This is a genomic window from Spiroplasma citri (assembly GCF_001886855.1).
GTDB classification, from domain to species: Bacteria; Bacillota_I; Bacilli_A; order Mycoplasmatales; family Mycoplasmataceae; genus Spiroplasma; species Spiroplasma citri.
In genome coordinates, this window is the sequence record NZ_CP013197.1 from 529,593 (window position 1) to 553,586 (window position 23,994).

The 23,994-nt window shown below is 25.1% G+C and carries 28 protein-coding genes, 1 pseudogene and 1 riboswitch; of the genes and pseudogenes, 14 read left to right on the forward strand and 15 right to left on the reverse strand.

What is annotated here, in order from left to right; all coding sequences use genetic code 4:
- Positions 1–757 precede the first annotated feature (757 nt).
- From SCITRI_RS11240 to SCITRI_RS12570, 12 genes and pseudogenes are all read left to right on the forward strand, one after another.
- Positions 758–1,360, forward strand: coding sequence for a hypothetical protein (locus SCITRI_RS11240; RefSeq protein ID WP_237238057.1), 603 nt, complete (start codon positions 758–760; stop codon positions 1,358–1,360).
- Between the two features lie 186 nt (positions 1,361–1,546).
- Complete coding sequence (locus tag SCITRI_RS11245; RefSeq protein ID WP_237238058.1) at positions 1,547–2,245, forward strand: hypothetical protein; 699 nt, start codon at positions 1,547–1,549, stop codon at positions 2,243–2,245.
- 595 nt (positions 2,246–2,840) lie between these two features.
- A riboswitch (cobalamin riboswitch) is annotated at positions 2,841–3,025 on the forward strand.
- Positions 3,026–3,423: 398 nt separating this feature from the next.
- On the forward strand, positions 3,424–4,134 hold the full coding sequence (deoD, locus tag SCITRI_RS02820) for a purine-nucleoside phosphorylase (RefSeq protein WP_004028681.1): 711 nt from the start codon (positions 3,424–3,426) through the stop codon (positions 4,132–4,134).
- Positions 4,135–4,153: 19 nt separating this feature from the next.
- Positions 4,154–4,777 (forward strand): deoxynucleoside kinase, encoded by a 624-nt coding sequence (locus SCITRI_RS02825; protein ID WP_004572355.1) that lies wholly within the window; start codon positions 4,154–4,156, stop codon positions 4,775–4,777.
- Between the two features lie 45 nt (positions 4,778–4,822).
- Positions 4,823–6,811 (forward strand): transketolase, encoded by a 1,989-nt coding sequence (gene tkt, locus SCITRI_RS02830; RefSeq protein WP_071937127.1) that lies wholly within the window; start codon positions 4,823–4,825, stop codon positions 6,809–6,811.
- Entirely contained in the window at positions 6,811–7,422 is a 612-nt protein-coding gene (locus SCITRI_RS02835; protein ID WP_071937128.1) for a bifunctional 4-hydroxy-2-oxoglutarate aldolase/2-dehydro-3-deoxy-phosphogluconate aldolase, read from the forward strand. Before tkt ends, SCITRI_RS02835 begins: the two co-directional genes overlap by 1 nt.
- Positions 7,423–7,437: 15 nt before the next feature.
- Positions 7,438–8,025, forward strand: a complete 588-nt coding sequence (locus SCITRI_RS02840) for a nucleoside 2-deoxyribosyltransferase (protein ID WP_071937129.1) — start codon at positions 7,438–7,440, stop codon at positions 8,023–8,025.
- 381 nt (positions 8,026–8,406) lie between these two features.
- Positions 8,407–8,556 carry a hypothetical protein gene (locus SCITRI_RS09840; RefSeq protein WP_155522081.1) on the forward strand — a complete coding sequence of 50 codons (150 nt, stop codon included), beginning with the start codon at positions 8,407–8,409 and terminating at the stop codon, positions 8,554–8,556.
- A 104-nt stretch (positions 8,557–8,660) separates the two neighbouring features.
- Complete coding sequence (locus tag SCITRI_RS02845) at positions 8,661–8,810, forward strand: hypothetical protein (protein ID WP_071937130.1); 150 nt, start codon at positions 8,661–8,663, stop codon at positions 8,808–8,810.
- On the forward strand, positions 8,810–9,061 hold the full coding sequence (locus tag SCITRI_RS02850; protein ID WP_071937131.1) for a hypothetical protein: 252 nt from the start codon (positions 8,810–8,812) through the stop codon (positions 9,059–9,061). Before SCITRI_RS02845 ends, SCITRI_RS02850 begins: the two co-directional genes overlap by 1 nt.
- Positions 9,062–9,753: 692 nt before the next feature.
- On the forward strand, positions 9,754–10,017 hold the full coding sequence (locus tag SCITRI_RS02855) for a hypothetical protein (protein WP_071937132.1): 264 nt from the start codon (positions 9,754–9,756) through the stop codon (positions 10,015–10,017).
- Positions 10,018–10,035: 18 nt separating this feature from the next.
- A pseudogene (locus SCITRI_RS12570) lies at positions 10,036–10,178 on the forward strand (DUF3627 domain-containing protein); the annotation flags it as partial.
- Positions 10,179–11,116: 938 nt separating this feature from the next.
- Here SCITRI_RS12570 and SCITRI_RS10495 read toward each other — a convergent pair.
- The 15 genes from SCITRI_RS10495 to SCITRI_RS02930 form a co-directional block, all read right to left on the reverse strand.
- Positions 11,117–11,347: a hypothetical protein gene (locus tag SCITRI_RS10495; protein WP_147076865.1), complete on the reverse strand. Its 231-nt coding sequence runs from the start codon at positions 11,345–11,347 to the stop codon at positions 11,117–11,119.
- Positions 11,338–12,324: a hypothetical protein gene (locus SCITRI_RS02870; protein ID WP_071937135.1), complete on the reverse strand. Its 987-nt coding sequence runs from the start codon at positions 12,322–12,324 to the stop codon at positions 11,338–11,340. The genes SCITRI_RS10495 and SCITRI_RS02870 overlap by 10 nt, the downstream gene beginning before the upstream one ends.
- A 439-nt stretch (positions 12,325–12,763) precedes the next feature.
- A complete protein-coding gene (locus tag SCITRI_RS02875; RefSeq protein WP_071937136.1) occupies positions 12,764–13,117 on the reverse strand; it encodes a S1 RNA-binding domain-containing protein in 354 nt (117 codons plus the stop codon).
- Between the two features lie 58 nt (positions 13,118–13,175).
- Positions 13,176–13,805 (reverse strand): hypothetical protein, encoded by a 630-nt coding sequence (locus tag SCITRI_RS02880; protein ID WP_147076869.1) that lies wholly within the window; start codon positions 13,803–13,805, stop codon positions 13,176–13,178.
- Positions 13,806–13,982: 177 nt separating this feature from the next.
- Positions 13,983–15,620, reverse strand: coding sequence for an Mbov_0396 family ICE element transmembrane protein (locus tag SCITRI_RS02885; protein WP_071937138.1), 1,638 nt, complete (start codon positions 15,618–15,620; stop codon positions 13,983–13,985).
- A 30-nt stretch (positions 15,621–15,650) separates the two neighbouring features.
- Positions 15,651–15,941, reverse strand: coding sequence for an Mbov_0395 family pilin-like conjugal transfer protein (locus SCITRI_RS02890; RefSeq protein WP_071937139.1), 291 nt, complete (start codon positions 15,939–15,941; stop codon positions 15,651–15,653).
- 129 nt (positions 15,942–16,070) lie between these two features.
- Positions 16,071–16,262: a hypothetical protein gene (locus SCITRI_RS02895; RefSeq protein WP_071937140.1), complete on the reverse strand. Its 192-nt coding sequence runs from the start codon at positions 16,260–16,262 to the stop codon at positions 16,071–16,073.
- Positions 16,263–16,264: 2 nt separating this feature from the next.
- Positions 16,265–17,356 (reverse strand): DNA cytosine methyltransferase, encoded by a 1,092-nt coding sequence (locus SCITRI_RS10690; protein ID WP_084566874.1) that lies wholly within the window; start codon positions 17,354–17,356, stop codon positions 16,265–16,267.
- Complete coding sequence (locus SCITRI_RS12055) at positions 17,349–17,522, reverse strand: DNA cytosine methyltransferase (protein ID WP_147076873.1); 174 nt, start codon at positions 17,520–17,522, stop codon at positions 17,349–17,351. The genes SCITRI_RS10690 and SCITRI_RS12055 overlap by 8 nt, the downstream gene beginning before the upstream one ends.
- A gap of 298 nt (positions 17,523–17,820) precedes the next feature.
- Complete coding sequence (locus tag SCITRI_RS02910; RefSeq protein WP_071937142.1) at positions 17,821–18,354, reverse strand: hypothetical protein; 534 nt, start codon at positions 18,352–18,354, stop codon at positions 17,821–17,823.
- Between the two features lie 44 nt (positions 18,355–18,398).
- On the reverse strand, positions 18,399–18,821 hold the full coding sequence (locus SCITRI_RS02915) for a hypothetical protein (protein WP_071937143.1): 423 nt from the start codon (positions 18,819–18,821) through the stop codon (positions 18,399–18,401).
- Between the two features lie 194 nt (positions 18,822–19,015).
- On the reverse strand, positions 19,016–19,306 hold the full coding sequence (locus SCITRI_RS02920) for a hypothetical protein (RefSeq protein WP_071937144.1): 291 nt from the start codon (positions 19,304–19,306) through the stop codon (positions 19,016–19,018).
- Between the two features lie 195 nt (positions 19,307–19,501).
- On the reverse strand, positions 19,502–19,654 hold the full coding sequence (locus SCITRI_RS09860; protein ID WP_155522083.1) for a hypothetical protein: 153 nt from the start codon (positions 19,652–19,654) through the stop codon (positions 19,502–19,504).
- A 17-nt stretch (positions 19,655–19,671) separates the two neighbouring features.
- Positions 19,672–19,974, reverse strand: a complete 303-nt coding sequence (locus tag SCITRI_RS02925; protein ID WP_071937145.1) for a hypothetical protein — start codon at positions 19,972–19,974, stop codon at positions 19,672–19,674.
- 501 nt (positions 19,975–20,475) lie between these two features.
- The gene (locus SCITRI_RS02930; RefSeq protein ID WP_071937146.1) at positions 20,476–20,694 is read right to left on the reverse strand and encodes a hypothetical protein; all 219 of its coding nucleotides are present in this window, start codon (positions 20,692–20,694) and stop codon (positions 20,476–20,478) included.
- 114 nt (positions 20,695–20,808) lie between these two features.
- On the opposite strand from SCITRI_RS02930, the gene SCITRI_RS02935 reads away from it, so the two are divergent.
- Positions 20,809–21,981 carry a hypothetical protein gene (locus SCITRI_RS02935; RefSeq protein ID WP_071937147.1) on the forward strand — a complete coding sequence of 391 codons (1,173 nt, stop codon included), beginning with the start codon at positions 20,809–20,811 and terminating at the stop codon, positions 21,979–21,981.
- 291 nt (positions 21,982–22,272) lie between these two features.
- A complete protein-coding gene (locus SCITRI_RS02940; protein WP_071937148.1) occupies positions 22,273–23,877 on the forward strand; it encodes a hypothetical protein in 1,605 nt (534 codons plus the stop codon).
- Positions 23,878–23,994 lie beyond the last annotated feature (117 nt).

Here is a 23,994-nt window from a genome sequence, read left to right on the forward strand (position 1 = left end):
CGCAAAAAGCTCAGGTACTAATACAGTTAACAAATTTAGTATTTTTTTCATTACTTGTATTTCTCCTTTTCTCAATATTGAAACTTTTTATTTAGGGCCTATCTTGTATTATATATATGCAAACAAAATTATGAATTATTTTGTAAATTGTAAATAAAGAAAAAAGTTAATATATTTTAAAACTTATTGATTTAGCAGTGAAATAATTTACTTTTTTTCATCAAACCAGTTTTTTTATAATGGGGGTGCTTAAAAATGGGGGTGCTTAAAATTAATATTAATAAATAACTTAATTTTAAGCAAACAGAGAAACATATATTTTATAGTTTTCATTAGTTTATATTTGAAATGTGTAATTAAAATCTTCTTTTTAGTTACACATTTTGCTTTTATTGAAAATACATTAAAAAAGCCAATTTTTATTGTTTTTTTAAAATAAAGATATAGAAAGGAAATTAATTTAAAAATAATTGTTAATATAAAATAATTATGATAAAGTGAAAAATGTAAATGATTTTTAAAATATTACTAATATTTTAAAAATAAATGACATTAATTTAATAAAATATAATAAAAAGAATTTTTAACATCGGCTAGCGATAAGAAGCCTTAATTATGATATTTAAGTTTTAAATTATTTTTTTAAGTTATAATTAGAAAGTATGAATATAAATATTACGAAGGGATTTTAAATTATGAAAAAACTAATGAGTTTATTAGGAATGACTTTTTTGCAACGGCAGGATTCAGTCCAATTATGAGTTGTAAGACGCCTCTTAAAGATGATAATAACAATGGTGTTGGAAAAGATATTGAAATTTTAAATAAAATTTCGCAACGTGCTATAAACAATTTTTCAGTTTATGCACGAACTAAAAATACAATTAATAGTACTGAATATCAAAATAAATTTGACAAGTTATATACAATGGTCAATAAAGAAACGGAAAGTAAAAAATTAAACCAAATGGATGAATATGTGAAGAATGCTTTAGCAACACTAAAAAATGGTTTTATTGCTGTTTTTAATAATATTTGTAATGAGATTTATAATGACTATTCAAATTATTATCCTGATAGTAAACCAATTGAATTAGTAAGTGATAGTTTAAATTATGAATTAACTTTTATTGATATGGCACAATTAAAAACAATTTTAGATCGACCAGGATTAGAAAAAGTGAAAACAGTTAGATTAGATTTCCATTTTCAATTTAAAGCTAATTTTAAACTTTTATCAACAACTTCAGATTATGTGATTCAATATGTTATTACTGATAATTCAGAAGAAATGAAAGTTGTTTTAAATGGAATGGTTCAAAAAATTTCCAGAGTAATTGTTAATTTTTTCAATACATAAGGAGTTTTTCAAATTGATAAAGCGCCAGAATTTGCTAAAATTTATCAAAATTTTGATGTAAACTATACGGCTGGTTTTGCTAATTTAGATAAAATTATTTTAGAAAAGTTACAGCGTAAAATTGAAAGTGATAGCGAATTACAAAAATTTGTAAAGAATATTAAATATAATTCTTCAATAACCTTGTTGAGTTTACTAACAAGTGCAATTAATAATACTACTAATGGTGTTGATGTTGTTCGAAAAAATACAGCCTCATATGTTTGAACTGGAAAAGAATATCAACCTGATAAAATTACTCCAGAAAATTTTGTTAAGTTTTATCGTGCATTAGTTAATGTTTTTAATATTGGAGGGCAAAACTTACGATTAGCTGATTTTCATGTCAATTTAGTTAAAATTCAAGTAGCTGTTTTCCCACTATCTGGAGCAGTAATGAATGATGGTCAAGCCTTAAAAGTTCAAGTTGAAATTACAGAAGAAGGTTTAACAAATAAGTTAATGGAGTTTGGACGGTTAGTAGTCGCTTTTTATAATCATTTTAAATTAGAATCAAATGAACATTCCGGCGTATTCCATCTTAGCGAAGAAGCTTTTACTGAAATTTTAAATTTAAAAAATCGCAAATATAAAGATGTTTTAAAAATTTTAATTGATGATTTTAAAGAAGCATATAAAGGAAAGAATTTACCAGGACTTGACATTTTTACCACTGGTAATTGAGAAAAACGTGTTCATGAAGTGAGTTTAAATAAAACTAAAGATACTTTTTCACTCCGTCGTCGGGCAGTTTGAAACTTTGATTTATTATTTGTTCCAAATAATGCGGTTTGTTATACTGGGTGAACATCAACATTATTTACTTTAGAATTTACTAAAAAATAAGTTTAATTTAAAAAAAGCAAGAAAATCTTGCTTTTTTTAAATTAACGATAAAAATTGCTAGCATTAACGCTAGCGAATATGTAAATAATAAATCTGGTCAGTTCATTTTAATGATAATTAGGATTAGTATGAGAATAATATGGGAGTTTGCTAATTATATTAATTATATTATAATTAATACATTATTCATTAAATCATTTACCATTGTGACTATATTTCTGATTACTACTAGCAAGGAATATAACAAAATTTAAAACTAAACCTAATTTATTTAATAACATTGCAAATGAATAACTGCTATTAACTAAAAAACTATTTATTATCAATTGCTTATTATTTATTTTATTATATTATCGATTATTTTTATGGTGGGCTAGATTTTCGACTATTTTTTGATTCTAATTGAGATTGAAAGGAGTAAAAATACTTAATAAGTAAGGCCCATAAATATTATTTACAATTTTCATTATATTCTCCTAGATTTTTCTGACAATAGTTTTATTTTTAATTATAAAAATATCAACTTTTTTCCTAGTTTCTTTTTAGTTGGTAAATAATTTGTTAATTTTAACTTGCATTTTAAAAGTAAACTTTATATTATTATTTTAACAACTTTAAAAAGCAATTTTGGATGTTACGGGAATTAGGTGTGAATCCTAGGCTGTCCCAGCAACTGTAAAGTGGATGAAAGCTAGCATAATTCCATTGAGAAAATATTTCTTGAGAAGGAAAAGTGAGTAAAGTGAAACTAAGCCAGTAGACCGTTCTAAAAAACATTGGTAAGATATCAATGCTGCACTTATAGTTATTATCTCTGGGGTTGGATGATTAATTATTTATTAGTGAAAACTATTAAATAATAATTTGAAAGACGTCAAAAAGAGTTTTTTAGTTGTTAATTTAAAGCAGTAAACCTATCAAAAGGTATTATTTAAAAAATAATAAATAATAAAAATTAATTAATAATTAAGTTTAATAGCATTTGATTTAAAATGGTTTTATTTTTGTTGTTGTCTTAAACTATTAATTAAAATAACCGTAGAAATTAAACATCATTTATGTGGATATGCAACAATATTCTTTTTCGTGTTGTTTAAATATCCTTACTTTTTAAATAAAAATAGGATTGATAGGTATTTATTGGTAATTAAATTAAGCGGAAAAGAGAGGAACAAAAAATGACACCACATATTAATGCCAAAAAAGAAGAAATTGCAAAAGTCGTTTTAATGCCGGGAGACCCATTACGAGCAAAAACCGTTGCGGAAAAATATTTAACAAATTTAAAATTAGTAAATGAAGTTCGAAATATGTTAATGTATACTGGCAAGTATAAAAACATTGAGGTAACAATTGCTGGAAGCGGAATGGGTTGTCCAAGCATTGGAATTTATTCATACGAATTATTTAAGTTTTACGATGTTGATTACATTATTCGAATTGGTTCAGCTGGAAGTTATAATCCGAATATTAAAGTTTATGATATCTTTAATGTTCGTGAAGCATTTGGTGAAAGTAATTATGCAAAAATTGCAGCTAATATTGATAGTAATTTAATTGCCGCAAGTGAAAAATTATTTAATGAAATTGAAGCTGTAGCACAAGCAAAAGGAATTAAAACACACACGGGAATTGCGCATGCAGCAGATGTTTTTTACCGTTATGATGATTCATTAGACTTTATTCATACTCATAACTTAGATGTTGTTGAAATGGAATCATATGCTTTGTTTACTAATGCAATTGTTACGCAAAAACATGCAGCGACATTATTAACAGTTTCTGACCATCTTGTGACGAAAGAAGTTACTACAGCTTTAGAACGGCAAAATAATTTTATGACAATGGTTGAATTAGCATTAGACACTGCTGTTCAATTAATGGGTTAAAAACGAAAGGAGCAATAAAATGAAAATTGCAGTCTTTGGAACCGTTGGGGCAGGGAAAACAAAAGTTAGTGAAGAATTATGCAAACAATTAAACTATAATTTGTTTAAAGAACCATTAGAAGAAAATCCATATTTTAAGGATTTTTATCAGGACATGGAAGGATTTGCTTTTAAAATGCAAATTTATATGTTAACAACAAGAATTGAGCAATTTTTTAACATTGATAATTTAGATGATACTGTTTTTGACCGCACAATTTTAGAAGACCCTGTTTTTGTGCGAGTTTCTCATTTATTAAAAATTATGAATGAAATTGATTTTAAAGTCTACAATCGTTTTTTTCAAAATGTTATTGTTCCAATTTTGAAACAAAAATTAGGATTTGATGTCATTATTTATTTAAAAGTTTCAACTGAAAAGGCTGTTGAACGAATTAAACAGCGTGGGCGTCAATTAGAATTAGAAACCCCATATTATTACTGGGAAAAATTGAATGAACAATATGAAATTTTATATCATGAATTAAAAAATGATTATAAATTTATTGTTATTGATGCTGACAATGATGATTTTTCAGAAAAAATAAGCATTATTATGCAACATTTATTACCTCTTGATAATAAGGTTCCTTGTTTAATTTAAAAATAATTATTATTAATATTTTAATTTAATAAGGAGGAAATTAAAATGAAAAGCACAAATAATAATATTGAAACAAAAAGTTTAAGTAATTTAAGAATTTTAGGCTTAGATCCTATTATTTATAATAAAACTGGTCACCCAGGGATTGTATTAAGTGCAGCACCACTAATGCAAGCAATTTATTTAGATAATTTAATTGCTAATCCGGCAGTACCCGATTGAATCAATCGTGATCGTTTTGTATTATCCCCAGGACATGCTTCAACTTTACAATATGCGATTTTACATTTAGCTGGTTATAATTTGACAATTGATGATTTAAAAAATTATCGTCATATTAATTCAAAAACTCCAGCTCATCCAGAATATGGCGTTACTCCTGGAGTCGATAATTCTTCTGGCCCCCTAGGGCAAGGAGTTGGCTATGGGGTTGGGATGGCATTATCTGAACAACATCTAGCGGCTAAATTTAATAAACCAGATTATAAAATCATTGACCATTATACTTATGTTTTATGTAGTGACGGTGATTTACAAGAAGGAGGAGCAATTGAGGCAATTCAATTAGCTGGGGTGTGAAAATTAAATAAATTAATTATGTTATATGATTCAAATGATTGTCAATTAGATACAAAATGTGATGCTGTTTTAAAGATTGATTATCAACGTTTTTTTGAAGCACAAAATTGAAATTATATTCGAATTGAAAACGCAGATGAGGACTTGCCAGCAATTCAAAAAGCAATTGAACAAGCTCAAAAATCTGATAAACCAACATTAATTGAATGTAAAACAATTATTGGTTATGGGCATCCAAAACAAGGTTCACCAATGCATTCTTCACCATTTACTTCTGAGGAGATGGACCAAGTAAAAGCATTTTATGATTTTAATCATCCTCAATTTTATGTTGACAATGATGTTAAAAAACACTGACAAGATACTTTTGCTAAACGAGGAGCAATAAAATATGAAGAGTGAAAGAAAAAAATAACTGCTTACAAAACAGAGTTTCCAAAGGAATATGAAGAATTATTTGCTATTCCATCGGTTAATTTAAAATCTTTTGCAGAATTATTAACAACAGATAAAGATAAAAAAGCAGGAACACGAATTATTATGGGAGATGTATTTAAATATTATCAACAAAAATGTTTAAATAATATGTTTGGAGGTAGTGCTGATTTAGGAACTGCAACCAAAATCATTGGTTATAATGGATCATGAACAACATCAACCCCACAAAATAATAATGTCCATTTTGGAGTGCGAGAATTTGCGGCCGGAACAATTAGCATTGGTGTTGAATTACACCAAGGTTTGAAAGGATTTAATTCAACATTTTTAATTTTTGCTGATTATATGAAACCATGTGTTCGAATGGCGTGTATTCAAAACTTACCAGTTATTTTTGCTTTTTCCCATGATTCAATTGGTGTTGGTTTTGATGGAAAATCACATCAGCCAGTTGAGCAATTAGCAATGTTACGAAATTGTCCGAATTTAAATGTTTTTCGGCCAGCGGATATTAAAGAAGCAATTGGATGTTTGAAAGCAAGCGTGGAAGCAAAAAGTACTCCATCAGCTTTGATCTTATCGCGACAAGATACCCCATATCAATTATCAGAAACATGCTGAGAACAAACACTAAAAGGTGGATATATTGTTGTTGCTGAAGATGAGACAAAACCATTGGAGGCAATTATTATTGCAACAGGAACTGAAGTAGCACCAGCAATTATTGCAGCTAAGACAATTAAGAAAAACATTCGTGTTGTATCAATGCCTTGTGTTGAATTATTTGAACAACAACCAAGGGCTTATCAAGAAAAAATTGTTCCAAAAAATATAACAAAAGTAATTGCAATTGAATTTTCAAATGATTATGTTTGATATAAATTTGTTGGTAAAACTGGTTTAGTTCTGGGTGTTGATGATTATGGTTTATCGGGAAGTGCTGATGCTGTTATTAAGTATAAGCAATTAGATCAAAGTTCTATTATTAATAGAATTACAGCATATTTAGAAGAATAATGATTACATTAGAAAAACTATTAGACTATAAAACTTTTTATGTAATTCGAAATCATAATTATGCTGTTGCTCAACAAATTTGTGAACAGTTAATTAATTTACAAGTCAAATGTTTAGAATTAACATTCACGATTCCTAATGTTGCAGAATTAATTAGTTTTTTTCGTAACAAATACCCAACAATTTTAGTTGGAGCAGGAACAGTTTTAACATTAGAACAAGCAATGCAAGCGGCAAAAGCCGGAGCTCAATTTTTAGTGGGTCCAGTTTTTAACCAAGCAGTTAGTGAATATTGTCATCAAAATAATTTACTATATATTCCAGGGGCAATGACACTACAAGAAGTTAACGATATTGTTAATGCTAAATGAGAAATTATTAAAATTTTTCCAGCAACAGCATTTAAATTAAATTTTATTCAAACAATTAAAACATTTTTTCCAACAAAAATTTATATGGCTTCGGGAGGAATTAATTTAACTAATTATGAAGAAGCAAAAAACTTAGGATATGATTTAATTGCCGTTGGTGCTTTTATCACGGGTGATATTAATAGCACATGTCTTGATATGGAAAAATTTAAAAAATTTGAAACAATAATTAATCAATAAAGGAGAAAAAATAATATGAGAGATAATAAAAAAGTAATTTATAATGCGGGTAGTATGTTTACTGAGGCCCAGTGAAATACAAGAAAACGTGAAGGAGATATGTTGCGTAAAATGTTTCCAGATTTTATTATTGGAAATCCAGTTGATTTTGAAACAAATCAAAAAAAGCGCCCTACAAATAAAGCAATTTTTGAATTAGATTATGCTGGTTTAACGGAGGCAGACTATGTTATTTTTGAATTAGATGGATGAGATTCAGGAACTCATATGGAATTTGGTTTAGTAGTTGAACAAGCAATTCATAATAAAAATAAATATTTATTACCAATTATTTCTGACTTTCGTTTACACCAAGGAATTTTAAAAGGAGAATATCCTGGTTTTGGTTTAAATGAAATGATTACAGGGGCATTATATTATGAACCATTAAATAGTGGTGATGTTCCTCAAATGACATTATGTAATTCGCATAAATTAGCGTGTGAAGCAATTTGAGCTATTGAAAAGGGCAAAATTGAAGATTATCGAAAAAAATATGATATTAAAGATATTTTCAAAGAAAGAGAAGATGCTTTATATCATGGCTTTGATTGTTTTATTTAAAATAATTAATAAATTAACTTAAAAAGTGAATATATAACGAAAAGTGTACATAAAAAATAAAATTTTAGGATTAAGTCATTCTATATTTAATAGAACTCAATCCTTTTAATTTGTTACAAAATAATAGTTTTAAAAACCTTCAAGAAATTTTTGATTAATTTTAGTAATAAATTTATTAAGATTTATTTTACGAGTATATTAACTTTTTTATTTGCCAGAATAAGTATTGTTCCTAGCCAAACAAGTAATTATTTTATTAGTTAATTACTTGCATTTTTTTTATAATTTAACCGTGTCAAATTTTAGAACTTTAATATTTGATTACAAATTTTATAATGGAAAAACTAATTTATATTAATAAAATGGCATCATGTAATCGAAGTGCAACAAATCAATTCTGAAAGGAGTTGATTTTTTATTGAAAAGAAACATTATTTTATTTTGCGGTCCTTAGTAACTAAGTATGGAAAAGATATTGTTATTAATACTGTAAATAAGATAGTAATTAATAATGTAAAAGAAAATGAATAAATTATCCGCGTAATTTATTAGCGGTAATTTATTCAATATTGTTTATTTTGAGCGTAGCGAACACGCGGAGCGTGACGCGATATTTTTTAGAAAGGAGATGTATTATGCCAACTTGATTAACGACAATATTTAGTGTTGTTATTATATTAAGTATTTTTACTTATATTGGTTTATCAATTTACCAAAAAATTAAACAAATTCGAGGAAAGAAAAAAGATAAAAAAGAAATTGAAAGAAAGGAGAGTAATAAATAATGTTAGGTATGTATTTAACAACAGCGTTTAATTTTTTAACAGCACCTACACCTAAAACTATGTCTGAGGGTATGACTGGTATTTGAACTGGTTTATCTAGTGCATTATGAAAAGTTAAAGAAGGTATAACAAATATTTTACCTGAGATAATGGTTTTCTTAGGTGAAGCGTGAATTATATTAATTCCATTTGCTATATTTTGTATTATTAAAATCTTAAACTTTTTCCGTGTTATGGTTAAAGGATTTTAATATTTATTATAATCGATCATAATATCTTAGTTAAGGCACACTAGGAAGTTTTAGTGAAATAATTGTTTTAATTGGTGATACCATTCATGATAATCAAAAAATAGATGCTATCACATTTGTAAAAAATGAATTTATTAAATAGAAAAATGAACTTATTATTATTTACTATTAAAGTTCTTAATAGTTATTTTCAGTGTGCCAATTTTTATTATTTTTATATTTAACAATGTTTATTAAACATTAAATAAACAATATATTAGCATTATATATAACATTGTTAATAATCAGTGTTTATTACAATTAAAAAACATTATATAAACATTATTTATAACATTGTTTATTAAACAAATATTTAGCTAGGAGATTATATTATGGATATGAAATTTAAAACAACTAAGGAATATAAAAAAATAAAGAAAAATTTTATTAAAGATATTTTTTTATTAATTTTTTTAATTTTTTTAAATTTAATTGCTGCTTTCTTTTTTTAAGTTCTTTTATTTATTTTTCAATATTGAGTTGAAATGATAAAGATTTTCCATACTTTGTGCTTGCAATTATTATGTCTGTATGTGTTTTTATAGTTATTATTTTTGTGATTATTATGTATATAAAATATATTTTTGAAATTAAGGTAGAATTTGATGTTGAAAAAGAAAAATTAAACAAATATTTAGTTAGGAGACTATATTATGGATATGAAATTTAAAACAACTAAGGAATATAAAAAAATAAAGAAATGATATATTTTAGTTAATTTTTTTGTTTGATTTTTATATATTTTTCTTTTTATAAGTTCAGTTGTGTTAGTTTATGTTTTTATTTTAAATATAAATAATAACAATAAAGAAATTTTTATTTTGGCATTAGTTTCATGGTTTGTTTCTGTAATTTTGGTAATTGTTCCAACTATTTTGGAACATATAGATTTAAATAAAGGATTTAAAAAAAATTAAAGAAAGAAGTTGATAAAATTGAGTAATTTTGTTAAGAAAAATCAGAATGTAGAAAATTATTTTATTAGTAAGGAATTTATCCCTTTTACAACAGAAAAAGCAAGTTTTATTAATTTACCTAATCATAATCGTCTCATAATCGTCATATTGGTTTTTGATTATTATGAATATTAATTAATGTTTTTATAAAATAACCATTAGTTCTTTTTTCTAACTGATAATTTGGATTTAAAAATTCAATTCATCCCTGGGTATCATTATTATCATTTAGTGCTTTTTTTATTTTGTTATCCATTTGTGTTTTAATTTGGTTTCAATTATTAGCACTTTGTGGATTATTATCAATATTAGAATAATAACTAAATTCTTTATTTAGTTCTCTTGTTAAATTACTTTTCATATCATTAAAACTAAAACTTGTATTAAAAATTAGTTCATTAACTTTTAATCATGTTTTCGCTCAGGTATTACTTGAATTTCATCCGTTTTTCGCTCGTGCATAAACCAAAAAATCAATTTTAATGCAATCATTATTTTCTAATTGATATCTTACATTTGCTCATCCTCATTCTTCATTTTGGGTATAACCTTGATAGTGATTAAAAATTTGTTCTGTTTTTGCTATGCCACTTATTTCATTTAGATTGATATAGTGATAAGCATTATAATTTGCCGTAGCCGCCTGATTGTGAGCAACATAACCCTCAAAATCAATTTTAATCTGTTTGTATTTATTTTTAAAATCATTTCAACTACTAGCATAATTCAATATATTAACATAATAATATGATGATTCTACTTTCTGTGTATAATCACCACCCCAAGTTCCACCCGTTTCGACATCAATATCATCATTCCAATTAATATTTTTTGTAAAACTTGGTGCTGTTGGATTAAAACTTTTCTTTGCATTTTTACTGATAACTTGTTCTTGTTTTATAAACAAAAAATTATCATTGATGGATGATTTGACAATAAATGGTTCACTTACACCAATCAACGATGTTAATAAACATGATAATATAATCTTTTTCACAGGATATAACCTCCTTTCTGCTTTAAAAATATTTTATAAATTGCTTTTAAATATTTTTTCATTTTATTTCAAAGTTGGATATATTAATCCAATTCACAATCCAATTACTAACAAAAATAACACAAAACAACTTATACTAAAATATAATATTATTCGACAAGTTTTTTTGTATTTCGTTAACTCAATTTGTTTTTTCATTTTTTGCAATTTAATACCAAGAAACTTCCATAAACAACCAAACAAGCCGATTATGGCAATTGTTCCCATCATACCAATTATTGTATTTAACATCATTTACACTTCCTTTCTTTTTTATTTCTTATTTGTGGTAAATAACTTGTAAAGTATTCGTTTCAAAATGCTCATATTTTTGTTTGCATACTTTGTTTTGTTAATAACCAATATGCAAATCCCTCTGCCAATAACTTGTCATCATCACTCAATCCATAATTACTGTTAGCAAATATCCTTAACACTTTTTCTTTGTCTAGTTCTGCAAACTTATTTAAGTTATTAATTTTCTGTCCTAAAAATTGCTTTAAATAAAAAATATGATTGATTTTAAATTCTTCTCAATCATAAAAATAAAAGATATGTCCTAATTCATGGATTAAAATATGCAGAAAATTATTGGTTGTAAATTGTCCTTTGTGTCATTCACTATTTATTGTTTTTTCAAATGCACAAGATAAAACCTTTTTGTTTAGCAAAATAGTTTGGTGATTATTTGTTTGTCCTAAGACATTATTATCACCATCAATCGCATTTTTTATTTCCATTTTCTTTAAAATTTCACTGATATTTGTTTTATTTCAAATATTAGCAACAAAATTATAAAACAATAAAATAAGTTGCTTTAAATTATCTTGGTATTGTTGACAAATATTATTCAATAAATTTTGTCAATAATTTTGTTGTTCTATTTTTAAATAATATTGTAGTTGTTGATAAGTACTAAATTCTGTTTTAAATTTAATTTCTAAATTAATATCTGCTTTGCTTAAAAAAGCATCTGTTAAATTTTTGATTATATCTTTTTTATATTGATTAAAGAAAGTTCCTTTATAACCTCGCTGTTGCATTAAAACGGAGTGGGGTAAGTATATTTTTTCTAAATTAATATTTGTTTCTGAATTAACTTTTAAATCATTTTTGAAAGTGATTGGTGGTAAATATGTTTTATTATTAACAATATTAGCACAATTAATCAAATTCACTGTGTTTGTGCATAAAAACGAAAATATTGCTAAAAAACTAAGTAATTTTTTCATACATTTTTATTTTTCCTTTCTATTTTGACAAAATAAAAAAACAGCAAACTTAATTGCTGTTTATAACTTACATTACTTTTGCTAATTTATTTGTTTTCATTTGATTCACTAATATTTTCAATATTTTTTGTTTCATTTTTACAGTTAGCTTTATTTTGTTTTTTATTTCTACAAAATAGTTTTTTAAATCAACATTTCATTTTTATCACATCCTTTACTTTTTATACTTTTTCTTATTTTCTTGTTGTCTAATACTACCGTTAATACAAACTTGACATTTTTTTGTTAAGCAAACTTGACAAGAAATACACTTTAAACAACTTTTACAACCTTGGAAAGAACCTGTACAAACACGACAAGTATAGCAATTATGACCTCCACCAGGACAACAAATTTCTAACATATTTTCCTCCCTTTACATTTAATTATTTTTACTGGTTTATTTGTTTTCAGTTGTTTTACTAATGTTTTTAATATTGTCTGTTTTATTTTGTTTTTTATTTAAATTTTTAAAAGCTGCTTTTATTTCTTGAATTTTTTTATCATCATTTTTTAATAGTTCAGGGTGACACTTTTTATAACTTAATTTAAGATGTTTCCTAACTGAATCAAAATCAAGTACCTCAACTTCAATTTCATCACTAATATCAAAAAAATCTTTAATATCTTTAACAAAGTAATCTGAAACTTCACTAATATGGATTAAACCATCAGCTCTTTCTGCTCTACAAAAAGCACCATAGGGCGTAATGTTTGTTATTTTAACAATAACTTTATTTCCTTTTTCATACATAAATAAAATATATCTCCTTTTCTAAATTAAATTTTGATAAGTTGATATTTGATACATTTTATCTTTGTTTATTTGTTTCTTTTAATTTTAGTTCCATTTCTAAAATTTCTTTTTTTAAGCGTAAATTTTCATTTTCAAGTAATAAATTTGGCTGCGTTTGCTGTTGTTTTTGATTTTCTTTTGCTTTCAGAGATTCCAATTCTATTTTTAACTTAGCAATTTCTGCTTTTTGTTCAGGAATATTTTTTTCATAGTATTTTATTAATTTATGTGTTGTTTTAGATGGTTTATCTATTTTATTTCATTTTGTTTTATTTTCACTTTTTCTTCATATTTCATAATATTCTATTTCTTGTTTATAAAGAACAAATTTACTTTCATCTTCTTCTAATTCTTTTTCTCTGATTTGAATGCGATATTCGAGAAATGGAATTGCACCTTTTTTATATTCGTCGTATCATTCTCAAGCTTGATCTCATCTTATTTGTTTTGAATCAGTATTTTTAGGGTGTAATTCACTTGCATTATTAATATGTGAGTTTTTTAATCATGTATATTTAGCAGTTATTGGGATAATACGACCAAATTTTTCTAATACTCACATAACATTATTTTTGTCATCGTCGTTTAATCTATCAATGCTTAGAGGAATATTATTAGTTCCCCCCTTGTGAGTTAATAATTGCACCGTGAATTTCAGTTGCAAGACCTCTGTCTTGCATTTTGGCAACGCGTTCTCAGTTGATTTCGCCACCTAATAATCGTCATAATCCCATAATTTATTACTCCTTTTTACTTATATTATACCGCATTTCTTATTTTTGTCAGGTGTTTTTTTACTTATGACTTTTTCTTTTCTGCTTTTTTAGCAACGGGTTTTTTCATCCCATTTTTTATTTCTAGTATTTTGTTTTGTAATATGACTAGCAATATTTTTATTAAGTTTATCTGCTTTTTTATAAACTTTTTTAACTGGCTTATTGTGTTTTGCTTGTTGTTTATTTTGTGAATTAACAAAAACAAAACTATTATTTGGAATATTTAATTTTGCTTTTATTTTGTTTACTTTCCCTAGTTTTTTGTTTAAAGACTCAGATTTTGAATTACTGAAATTGCTTGTTTTTAACTTATTAGTTTCATTACCACTATTTGCCAATTGTGGGTTAAATCTTTTACCAATTGCTTTGAATGGTGTTGCAACTCCAATTCCAATTTGGCGGAAGAATCCTTTTGTTCCACCACCGCGAACTGCCCCCACTAGTTTACTTGTTGCAAGCGTTGTGACCCCAAGTCCAAAGCCCGCTAAACCAACAATCCCAGCTCTTGAACTCATTCCCTCGGTCGCGTGTCAGAAATGGCGAAAGTCAAGGGGTTTTTCTTGGCGAGATTGACCGCTTGATGATTCACTATCTCCTCAATCAGCATCACCACCAGAACCCATCGCATTCATGGTTTTATCTGCCATACTAGTACCACCACCCATTGTCATTGCTCGTTTGGCTCTTTTGCTTTTGGCAAATCCAAATGCTTTTCCTGCCATTTTAGCAGCTCCCATTGCCATCATTCCACCAGCAACAGTTGATTTCATTGAACTCATTCCCTCCCTAACACCAGCTGCTTCACCAATTAAGTTGGCAACAACATCCGAAAACGCCATTACTGCCAAGCCACCACCGCACATAAACAGAATAACAAACAATGATTTTCCAATTCCCTCAATACCTAATCCTGCTAAATTAGTGCTTAAAATTGTTTGAATTGTTGTCATAAAAATAAAATATCCTGTTAAAGTGGCGGTTGATGCTAGAAATTTTGCAATTACCATATCTTTTCAAATAAATGCTCCTTTACCATTGTCAATTGTCATAATAATCATTACTCATAGCGAAATAATAAATAAGAAAAACAATTCGATTATTTTTTGTACCAAAGCAATTCCAATCATAAACATTGCAAACAACATAAATCACACTCCAAAAACTTCGGCAATCATATTAAAATCACCAATATTGTCAGGATAGGAATAATTTTTTGGTATATTATCACCACTACCATCTCAATTGGTATTTCCGATATTGTATAGATAGTTTGCAATATTTCCGTTTTCACCACCAAATCCCGATGTAATCATTTTGGCAATGTTAGAAATTGCAAAATTAGTCAAAAAGAAAAAGATTGGAATTAAAAAGATAAAAACAAACGCTTTACTACCATTTTGTAAAGCAACAATAAATTTTGTTTTTGTTTCGGTGGCATCTTGAAACAAAATTTTAATCATAGTAATTGTAAATATTAAGGAAAATAAACACAAAGCAGTTATGACAAAATATCAGAATGCCATTGGGATATTTTGAAAACTAAATTCTTGTTTTGATCCAAACATTAAATCACCAACCACTCCTCCCGTTAAATAATTTAGGACTGTGTTAAATGATGCAATTAATTGCAATGGCCCTTGTACAAAAATTGATCATATTAGTTTATACAGTGCATTAAGTATCATAATTTTTCACTTCCTTTCATTTTTTATCAACTATGTTCCAATACTAGGGTTATATGTTTTGATAACTTGTAAAATAACATTCATAACAGCAATTACAACTAAAATTATAATAATTGCTATAATCGGTCATTTTAAAGCACTTAAATCATTTCCTCTCGCTTCAGGATTATCAGCATTTCGCATTATTGAAATTAAAATAATAATTAATTTTCAAACTGTAAAAACAACTGCCAAACCCATTATTACTCCCAAAACAACATTACTTCATAATATAACAACATCCATTATTCCACTAAAATCTGCTGTGTTGTTTGATTTCATATTTTCATCCTCCTTTGTTATTTTAAAAATTTGTTTTTACTTAATTTGTTTCTTTTTTGATAATAAATATTTTTCTTTTTTTGATAATATTGCTGTTGATTATTAAAGTAATTTTTAATATTGTTTTTCTTAGTCATTTTTTTCTTTCCTTTCGAAAGGTAAGTAAAATAAATGCAATAATAAATTACCAATCATAAAATCACAATCAATTCCAAGGGCAATTAAAAACAAAATAGGGGAAATTATTAGCAACAAAATTCCAATAATAATTGTTAAAGGATATAAAAGTAATTTTCACCAAACTTTTCTCTTATTTTGCATCTTTAATTTTTCCTTTCTATTTGAAACATTGCTGTAAATATTTTTTCTAACACATCAACAACAATGCTATTACCAGCTTGTTTATAAAGTTGGGTTTCTGAAACAACTTTGCTTGCTTTATCAAAGTCTTTATTACTAAATCCCATTAATAATCAACATTCACAAGGGGTTAACACTCGTAAAAAGTATTCTTTTTCAGCAATTAAAAAAGATAGTATTTTACTACTATCTTGTTGTTGTCTTTTATTATCAATCATAATTTTATTGACATTACTTGCTGCGATTGTTCCCATATAATTATTTTCTGTTTTTCAAAACCGATTATATGATCCATTAATTAGCAAACCATCTTTTGCTCGTGGTAAAACAATAAAATTACCATAATCCTTAATTGGCAATGCAATTTGTGGTGGTCTCCCGTGTCCTGTTGTAATGGTTGGAATAAGATTATTTTTTGTTATATCATTAAAAATATTAACTTGATTATAATTTCTCAGATTAATCATTAATTTTCCATCATTAAGTTTTTTTATATCATTGGGAATTGCAATAATTTCTGCGTTTCCTCATCGCATTTGTTTTGTTGTAATTGTATAAGAACATTGTTGAATGATTTTAAGTTTATTGTTTTCAATTGCTTTTTTCATTGATTCTTGTCTAATAAAATATTTTTCATTTACATTGTTTTCTAAAATATCTTTTACTAAAAATTTTAAATTACAAGGTTGGGGATATTGAAATTTAAAATCTTGTTTTAATGTTGAAATCATAAATAATCGTTTTCTATTTTGGGGAATTCCATAATCTTTGGCATTCATTGTAAAATATTGGTTATGATATCCTAATTTATTAAGTTGATTTTGTAGATTTTGAAATCCAACAAAAAACTTTTTACTTAATAAATTTGGTACATTTTCCATTAAAAGATATTGCGGTTTTATTGCCATTGTGCTTATTAAATCAACAACTTTGTAAGCCAAACCACTTCGCTTGCCATTTAATCCTTGGCCATTATTATTGGCATTTGATATGTCTTGGCATGGGAATGATCAAGTTATTAAATCAGCATATGGTAAAGTTTCTAATTTAGTAATGTCACCTTAAATTTGGTGTGTCATAATCATTAAAAATCGCTCGATATGATTTTTCAGCGTATTTATCATTATCACAAAAAGCAATTACTTTGTGGTTAATTCCAATCTTTTCTAATGCTTTTCTTTGACTCCCAATCCCAGCAAATAATTCAATTACTTTAAGCATAATAAACAATCATTCTTCTAATTTTTCTTTTATCTAAAACGATTCATGGATTGGGATACCTATAATAACAAAAAAATAATATATTAATATTGTTTTCAATATAAATATTATGAATATATTTACAAAATGGGCAATTAATCATTTCTGCACCTCTTTCTAAAAAAAACAAGATAATTAATATCTTGTTTTGTGTTATTTTCATTATTTATGTTTTTTTAATTTAATCTATTGATGTATTTTCATCTTTATACTTGCTTTTATTTTGTTTTTTGTTATCTATACATAAATCATTTCTTCCTTAATTGTTTTTAATTTCGTCTAAAATTGTTTTTATATTTTTTATTTTTGTATTTATTTTTTCTAAATCTTTCTGGTCAAAATCACTATTTTTATTTTCGCTTAATAAATTTAAAGTACTATTTAAGTTGTTTATTTGTTTTTTTAATAACTTAATTGCTTGTTGTTTTTGTTCGTCTGTAAACTCATTTTCTTTTTGACATAGTAAAATTTGATATTCGCAATTATTTAGTTCAGACATTTTAATAAATTTTTCTGCTTGTGATTGGTTTAATTCTGTATGATAATCTGTTTCGTTTTCATAATCATTTTTACTATTTTCAATTTCTTTAATTACTTCATCATATTCTTTGATTTCTGCTGTAATTTCTTGTTTTAATTTTTCATAGTAAAAAACATCTTTGACTATTGGTTCTTTTGGTTTTGCTGGTGGTAAGTGTGGTTTATTATTTGCAATATTACCACAACTAATCAAATTCACTGTTTTTGTACACGATAACGAAAATATTGCTAAAAAACTAAGTAATTTTTTCATATTTGTTGTATCCTAAATAAAAACCATTTTCTCAATAATTGGGGTTATCAATTGGGGTTATCAATATTTTCTAAATCTTCTAGTAATTGTTTTAATTCTTCTAATGTTAATTTTTGTTGTTGTATTTTATTATTTTTATAATGATTATCATATTTATTTAGTAAATCATTATTAGCATCAATGTTGTTTTGCGAATTAAACTGTTTTTTGTTTTCATGTTTTAATTTTTCAAAAGATAAAATTAAATTTTTTCCCACAATATTACCATTTTTATTATTGATACTACTATGAACCGCATAATTTTTATTTTCATCAATTTTTAAACAAAAATAATTTTTATAATTTGATAAACCTAAACAATTTTTATCTAAAACAACACAATCTTTTTGTTTGTTTATTAAAATATGCGTTTTATTTTTTATTTCTTGTGAAATTAAATTTTGGTTTAAATAAATTTTTTTTATCATATTTAACACCTACCTAACTTTTTTTGCTTTTAATTTTATTTTTCCTAAAATTAATATCTAATAGTATTTTAAAAATAAATAATTAATTAAACCAAAAAATCACTTCTTAACGAACTGGTTCTATATTTTTGTCTGAATCTTTTTGTCATTTAATATCAGATAAATAATTTATCACTGTCACTGTATAACTAAATTTATCTTCAACTAATTTTATCTTCCTTACTTTCTAACTTACTTGGTAAATTATTAATATCTTTAATTAGGCAATATCTATGATTATTACTTTCACAATATTTTAAGTGCATTTCAATTGTTATTTCATCAGTTTGTAAACTTTCTCAATCATATGTAAGTTTATCTTCTTCACAAAGTAAATAAAAGTCTTCTTTAAATAAATGTTTTGATTTTAGTTTTTTAATTTCTTTATCTTTTTCAGCAAGTTCTTTTTTAAGTTTGTCATATTTAATTAATTCTGTTATATTCATTATTTTTTCTTTCTAAAAATATATGGGTTTTTTGCAAAAATACAATAAACATTTGTGCATCATAAATGTTTATTATCACCATCTATTTTTGATCTACATTTAGGACAACTTTTCCTCATTATTTTTATCTCCTTTATTTTTTACTTATCAAAAATAAAAAACCAACTAATTTTAATAAATAGTTGGTTTAATTTTTTATCGTATTTGATTTAAAATATTTTCAATATTATTAACTTTATGAATTAAAGTTTCCATAATTTGTTCTAAATTGCTTAAATTGTTTTCTGTTGTTGTTTTAATCTCGTTAATTAACTCGCTAATCGTATTTTTGATATTATTTTCAACCATTTTATAATTTCTCCTTTCTAATTTTTAATATTAATAATTCATCATTTATTTTTCTTAAAAATTAATTTTTTAATAATTTGATGGTTATTTTTGCATTGTAAAGTCAAAAATCAAAGATTATAACTTATTTTTTGTTTGTTAATAAATTCTAATCTTGCTAAACAATACCGAGCATACTTTTTACAATATCAGCCACCTTTTTTGTTTTTGGTTAATTTTGTAAAGTCCTCATTGATATAACACTGACATTTATTAATTAATCCTCTCTTATTTTTTAATTTAATTTTTAACTCTTTTCAACAGAGTTTTTTTAAAGACACTTTCAAATCCTCCTTATAAATAGTAAGATTTCTAAATTTTTTTATTGTGGAACACTTACCCTTTAACCATTGCAGGTTAAAGATTTATCCCCAAACCACGATAACTCTTTTATATTGCCTAAAAGAATTGCCTGCATTATGTCGTAGCGGTACGGCCACCCCTATATTGTTTATCCTCGCTTGCTTGGTTTTACGACATTCCAAGTAGGAGAGTTTTATTCGGTTGGTTTTGCTGTTATTTTCTTAAGCTAAGCAAGGTTAACGACAACTTTAACCTAATTAAAAAAGATAGAATTTTATATCTATCTTTTTCTTAGTTTTTGGAAATTTTATACCAAACGATAACTTTACGCGGTCAAAATATCTTTATATCTTTTTCCATCACCTATAAAAGACATATATTTATTTTTTAAATTTATTTCAATTCTTTCGTATTTTTTTAAGCCTAATTCTTCATCTAAAGGATAACGATTTATATTTTCTTTTTTTTCTTCATCATATTTAACATATAATCTTCTTCTTTATAGGAATATTTCCATATTCTGTTTTAATTGTTTTTGGTAATTTTGATATAACCTTATATCCTTGTAATATTTGTCCTTGTTGATATAATTTAAATATCTCATTATCTCTATTAATTAATAAATTTTTAACTTCATTTTGTGTCTCGATTGTTTTATTTTTTTTATAATTTCCTAACAAATTTTTTTCTAACTCCATCTTATTATTTCCCTATCTTTAAAAAATATTTTTAATATAATATTAATAATACTTAATTTGATATTTGATAAGTTTTATTATTTTATCATAATTTGAAAGCGAGGATATCTAAAAATGCAAGACTTTACTGAAATTAATAACAAAAAACGAATTACTAGTTATGAACATTTAAATACAAAATATGATTTAAATTTTAGTGACTATAATTTTGGTTTTGACTGAGAAGTATTTAAAGACTTTGTTGGGGATAGTTATGCCCGTTATTTTACTTCACCAAGTTTTTTTAAGTTTGTTTCTGCGGGTCGTGGTACTAATAAAACATGAAATCATATAGCAGAAAAATTATTTTATGCTTGTAATTTTACTGATGCTTCATCTAATATTTTACGAAGATATGCTAATACCCACGAAGATACTACTTTTGGAGATACAATTAACGTATGTAACTACTTATATGATAAATATGGTATTGATTTAGGACTCGACAATGAAAATGGCATTGTTTGACCTAAAAATGTTAAAGAAGCTGGAGAAATTGTTTTTCCTAGTGGTGTTCGTATTGCTTTTGCTGGTTATGCCAATTGTAATAAAATTATGGGTAAAGTTGGTAAAGGTAGCGGTATTATAACAGCGTGAACTGATGAAATGATACATGCCGAAGAAAAAGAAATCTTAACTGATAAAGAATTAGATAAAAGATATAATAATTTAAGAGTTTCAATGTTTCGTTCTAAAAGTTTAAAAGTATCTTATGAAAAATACACCGATGAAAATAATAATGAACAATATAATTTAGACAATCCTATTCCTATAAAAGAATTATCTTGGACATTTAAAGAATGAGATAATATAACAAAACAATATACAAAAATAACAACATATTTTCATAAAACATATTCTAATCAATTTACTTTTAATCCTTTTGATAAATACCACGTATTTTATGAAAAATTTGTAACCCAATATTTACCTTTAAATGAAAGAATTAAAAATATTTTAAAAGAACATAACCAAATATACTCAGAAAATAAACAAGCATTTAACGGTTTAGGTGTTTTTAATTTACGATTAACAATGGGGGCTGTTTGAAGTAAAATACCTAATATCACTAAAAAACTTGTTTTAACCAACAAAGAAGAACGACCAGACTTATTTGAACTTGAATATTACGGATTTGAATATAACGACAATGACCCCAGTATTTATGTTTTACGAAATTATCGTAAATATATTAAAGAATATAATTTAAAAGATTTTTATAATTCTAATACAAAATTAAAAACCTAAGAATAATGAATACTACCTTTTTTCAGGTTTGGTTATTGGTATTTTAATTGGTAAATATGAAAATGAAAAACCACAAGGATTAGTTACTAATTAGTTAAAATTTAATTAACAATTTAATTAGTAGAAAAAAGTTATTATTTAAATAATAACTTTTTTTGTAATTTAAGCAAATAAATTGTTAATTATTTTTATCTATTGCAAATAATTTGAAAAGTAAGTTTAATTACTTTTTATTTTTCTTTTTGTAAGATAATATAAAATATATCGTTTAAATAAAATGAGGTATAAATAATGAAAAAACTTTTAGGTATTTTAAGTATTCTTTTATCAGGCACAACAGGTAGTTTTGGGGTGCATGGTTGTGCAATAAGAGGTAACAATTTATCAAAAACTAATGAATATAAAGCAGAAGCGAATCAAGATATTGAAACTTTTTATAAAATAATAACATTAATTAAAAAGAAAATTAAAGATTGATGAGATGCTAAAGCATTGATTGATATTAATAAGTATTTTAATGATGTTACTAAACTTAATGAATTTATTACAACTTTAAAATCAGATGAATCACAACCCTTTATTGGCGCGGCAATTAGCAAATGACCTTTTTTAGAACAGTTAATTAATGATTTTAAAAAAGAAGTTAATAATATTAATAGTGAACTTGCTATTACTTATAATAATTTTTATCGTGACACAGAAAAAGAATTTCCAATATTATTGTCAGATGATAATATCAAATTAAAAGTAAATAAAATTAATTTTGATAAACTATCAAAATTAATTGCTGAGAATAAAGAAAATTTAAATGCAATTACAATTAGTTTTGATATTAATTATTCAGTTAAATTTAAAGAATTTGACCAAGTTTATGAAAGTAACGGGTTAGTTATTGCTAGTAATAATTTGGAAGTCTTAACTAATGTTCAAGAAAACATTGAATTATGATTTATAAACTTTATTAATGATTTACTTATTAAGCAAGAAAATAAAATTATTGATAGATCAAATCAACATTTTAATAATATCAATGGAAATAATACAATTTGACCAATTATTAAACAAGAATTAGATAAAAAAAATATAATAACTAATTCTCAACCTTATTTTTCTCATTTTTTTAATACTTTAAATTTATGAAGTTCTTTTTATAGAAAAAATTCAATGTTAACCTTGGTAGGAGAAGGATATCAACCAGACAAATTAACAGCAAAAAACTTTTTAGAATTTTATAAACAACATAACAATATTATTAGTGAAAATAATTATTATGTAAAAGCAGATATAAAATATTTTTTGCCAGGTAATTTAACAATTGAAAATTTACCGTTTAAAGATAAAACTCCGCAGTGAAGAAATTTAAAGACACCAATTAAAGTCTTAGTACCAAAAGATAAAGTTGATGAACAATTACAGCAATTTGCAGAAAAAATAATGGCATTTTGACATTATTATAAATTAGAAACTTATAATAATAAACTTGTTTTTAAGATGAACCAAGCAGATTTTGATACTTTATTTAAAAAAGTTAGTTTATTTAAGCCAGAAAGTTCAGTAGATGCAAGAATGACATTACTTTTTGAAACTATTTTTAATCTTTTTAATAATACTTGTGCTGCCACAGAAAAAATTAAATCAAAAATTTATAAACCTAATGTAGCAGAAGAAGAAAAAGTTATTTCAAAATTTAAAATGGAAACAATAAAAGATGATAAAAATATTACAATTAAATTATTTAGAAATCATTATTCTGATGGAAATTATCCAATTTATTATATAAATTTATCTTATAATGATTTTGGATATAGTTTCTTTTTTACTCCGGATGAAAAAGAAAGAAATCTTGAGAATGATGACTATTCATTTTTACAAACAATAGAATTTAAGGTTGGTTAATTTTTAAAATTTTAATTATAAGAAACAAAGCGGTGTTATTTCATAAATAACACCGCTTTTATTTCACAGTTTATTAAACTTAATTTTACATTCATTTGGGAATAATGTTATAATAAC